Annotated in this window: 3 protein-coding genes; all 3 read left to right on the top strand. The window is 40.5% G+C overall.

All coding sequences use genetic code 11. From position 1 onward, the window contains the following. Positions 1–96 precede the first annotated feature (96 nt). The 3 genes from def to ACY3FQ_RS15220 all read left to right on the top strand — a co-directional run bounded on the left by def (position 97) and on the right by ACY3FQ_RS15220 (position 3,252). Positions 97–630 carry a peptide deformylase gene (gene def / locus ACY3FQ_RS15230; protein WP_489774304.1) on the top strand — a complete coding sequence of 178 codons (534 nt, stop codon included), beginning with the start codon at positions 97–99 and terminating at the stop codon, positions 628–630. Positions 631–720: 90 nt separating this feature from the next. Beyond that, complete coding sequence (locus ACY3FQ_RS15225) at positions 721–1,158, top strand: DUF2946 family protein (protein ID WP_078389804.1); 438 nt, start codon at positions 721–723, stop codon at positions 1,156–1,158. Positions 1,159–1,230: 72 nt separating this feature from the next. After that, positions 1,231–3,252 carry a TonB-dependent copper receptor gene (locus ACY3FQ_RS15220; RefSeq protein WP_178928537.1) on the top strand — a complete coding sequence of 674 codons (2,022 nt, stop codon included), beginning with the start codon at positions 1,231–1,233 and terminating at the stop codon, positions 3,250–3,252. Positions 3,253–3,876: the final 624 nt, after the last annotated feature.

Genomic DNA, 3,876 nt, shown 5'->3' with positions numbered 1-3,876 from the left:
TGTAGTTGCGTTATAATAACGATATTACACACATTTTTTTGATCAAGCATTCCCTTCATTTGGTTTTTTGATCAATGGCATAATTGAGGACGCAGTATGGCCTTATTACCTATTTTAAGTTTTCCTGATCCCCGTCTTCGTACCATTGCAGAACCCGTCGAAGAAGTTACTGATGAAATTCGTCAGCTGGCTGCAGATATGTTTGAAACCATGTATGAAGCGCCAGGCATTGGACTTGCCGCGACACAAGTTGATCGTCATATTCAGTTGATTGTCATGGACTTATCTGAACATAAAGATCAACCTTTGGTATTCATTAACCCCAAAGTTACCCCATTGACTGAAGAAACGCAGCCCTATGAAGAAGGCTGCCTATCAGTTCCCCAAATATACGACAAAGTTGAGCGCCCGTCACGCGTAAAGATCGAAGCAATTAACCTTGAAGGTCAAGCATTTGAGATCGAAGCTGACGAACTTCTCGCTGTTTGCATTCAACATGAAATTGATCACTTAAATGGCAAATTGTTCGTCGACTATTTGTCACCATTGAAGCGTCAACGTGCACGTGAAAAAGTGGAAAAATTGACTCGTCAGCGCCAAAGAGACAAAGTAGCTGTAAAACGCGGTTAAGTTTTTTTGCTTAAAAATCATCTTTAAAGTGAGCCCAATTTCGATTGGGCTTTGTTATACTGGCCGCGTTCTCAATTCGGATGGAATGGATTGTTTTTTAGAGCTGCGTTGCTACTGTCTTGTGTAGCCGTGTTTTTACAGATTGCTGTTTTTTTACAGCCTTTACTACCGACGCAATATCAAATTGCGCCAGTCTGTGAAACCATTTCGCGTGCGCTTTTACTTAAACCAGTTGAACATCTCAGTTCTCATGCTGAAAAGCATTCCACACATCATCATGAAATGCAGGCTCAGCATGAACTCAGTTCACAACCTGCTGAACACAATCATCATGATGCAAGTCATCAATGCCAATACTGTACGGTATATGGCAATCTTGTGTTACCGCCAGATTTAGAGTTAAAAGCGGTACTTGACCGTATTCAAGTTCGTTTAATTGCATTTCAAAAAGCCTTTGCGCATGTTTGGTTTGCACTGCAACAACTCTTCTTACTACCTCAAGGGCGTGCACCGCCACTGTTTGTATAAACCTAGACATATATTTTTCGGGTCTTAACGGACTCTAGCCTAGTTGTATTTATAGATTCAGTGAGAATAAAAATGGCTCAGCCTACATTCTTTTTACAGCCTCTTGCGGCTGCGATTTCTCTTGCTTGTTTTTCAAGCGTAGTATTTGCCGCTGAAGTAGACAGTGCGCACATTTTAGCGCCTATCGTGGTGACGGCTCAGCAGGGCAATGATGCCCATGGTCTGATTGTACATGCTGACCCTAAACAACCCACTCAGCCGATTCCTGTGGTTGATGGTGCAGCCTACCTACAAACTATTGTGGGTTTTAACCAAATCAAAAATGGCGGGGCGAATGGTGATGTCACCTTCCGTGGTATGTTTGGCTCTCGTATTAAAATCCTCACAGATGGTACGGAAAATTTAGGTGCATGCCCAAGCCGTATGGATAATCCTGCTTCTTATCTTTCTCCTGAAAGCTATGACAAAATCACAGTCGTGAAAGGACCACAAACTGTTCAATATGCGCATACCGGTTCAGCCGCAACCGTTATTTTTGAACGTGAGCCTGAACAGCTCACTTCGGCGAAACCTTATCGCGGACAAGCCAGTGTCATGCTTGGTTCTTACGGTCGTTTGGATCAGAATGTTGAAGCCGCTGTTGGTGATGAAACGAAATACGCACGTTTAAATGCCAATCGTTCGATTGCAGATAGTTATCAAGATGGAGCTGGCAATACGGTTCCGTCCGATTGGGAAAAGTGGAATGCAGATCTCGCGCTGGGCTGGACTCCAAATGAGGACACATGGGTAGAGCTGAAAGGTGGGAAGAGTGATGGTGAGGCTGTTTATGCTGGACGTAGCATGGATGGTTCTAAGTTTGCTCGTGAAAGTCTAGGTTTACATGTTGAAAAGAAAAACATTAGTGAGGTGATCAAGAAAGTCGAAGCGCAAGTGGACTATAGCTATAACGATCATGTCATGGATAATTTTAGTTTGCGAAAATTTAATCCCGCAGATGGTATGTCAATGCCGATGGCTTCAAATGTTGCTCGTAGGACTTTAAATGCACGGGTTGCTATGACGCAGGACTGGGGGAAATTGCAACTTATTTCAGGTATTGATAGTCAAAAAAATGAGCATACTAAACGTAGTGGCAGCTTAATGTCTCCTTATCAAAATAAAGCTCGTGTCGGAGATATGGATTTTGAGTCTTATGGGGCTTTCGGTGAGCTGAGTTATGCATTCAATGATCAGCATAAACTGGTGACAGGTGCACGCCTCGATCAAGTGAAGATCGATAACTTAGCCACTGATACAGAGCGTAAAGAAACCCTGCCAAGTGGTTTTGTTCGAATTGAAAGTGAACTTGCGGAACATGTTAAAACTTACGCAGGATTAGGTTATGTAGAGCGTGTGCCTGATTATTGGGAATTGTTTAGTACCAAATACCATCAAAGTACAGGTACGACCTTTGCCAATTTAGAGAATGAAAAAACCGCACAGTTTGATGCAGGTTATCAATATGAACAGGGTGCATTTAAATCTTGGGCTTCAGTTTATGCAGGTTTGATTCAAGACTATATATTAGTGGCATATACTCCGACAGGCTCAATGGGGCGGTTGGAAGCCAAAAGCCGAAATGTCGATGCAACCATTGCGGGTGCTGAAGCAGGTTTGGCTTACCAGTTGACGGATCAAATTCAAGCGGACATCAGTGCCATGTATGCATGGGGTGAAAATACAACGGATCACACCGCTTTACCGCAAATTGCACCATTAGAAGGACGTTTCAATCTACGCTATGTGCAAGAGAAATATAATCTCGGTTTGTTATGGCGTGTGGTGGCAGCACAAGATCGTACCAGCTATCGAGAAGGCAATATCATTGGATACGATTTAGAAGAGAGTAAAGGTTTTGGAACTCTGTCTTTAAATGGGACTTATAATATCCAAAAAGATTTAGACCTTTCAGTCGGAATAGATAATGTGCTGAATAAAAACTATGCCGAGCATTTGAATAAACTTGGAAGTTCAGGCTTTGGTTATGCTGCAACAGAACAATTTAATAATATTGGACGTAATTATTGGGCGCGTATCAGTATGAAGTTCTAAATCTATTCTGGTGATCGGAAACAGCCATTCTAGAAATAGAATGGCTGTTTTGGGTTCTAAGATAGAAATTGACTGAGAAAACAGCATTTTGAGTGGATATTCACCATAAAAAGTAGAAAGAAACAGCGATTTAAATAAAGTATTTAAATATTATTTCGATATATTGTTATTTAAATGAATTAAAACAATATATTAAGTTTAATTTGTGCGAATGTGATGGTGCGGTTTAAGGCGCTAACTAGGAAGTAGATAAATTTATTAAAAAATATTTTACATAAATAACAGTAACTTATAATTTTATGAGTTTGAAAAATAAACATGCAGAAATATTTATTGAGAAAAGGTGTTGCAAGGGATGTGAAATGCTGTAGAATGCACATCCATCGGCGGTGATGTTGATTAAAACTTGTTGAGAAACAAGGATTTAGCCCAAGCGGTAGAATCTGAAAGTCTTGAATAAGTTTAAAAATAATTAACAAAACCAGTTGACTTCTTCTTGAAAGAGAGTAGTATAGCCGACCTAGCTTGCTGATGACGAATCAGTAAGAAGATCATTAAGAGATTATGAAGAACAACTTGTGTGGATTTTTACTGATTGATCGATCGAAAATATTTCATTGATTG

The sequence above is a fragment of the Acinetobacter sp. AB03 genome, from assembly GCF_058107045.1.
The sequence above is the reverse complement of the archived record's forward strand: the minus strand, read 5'-3'. Positions and strand labels throughout refer to the sequence as shown.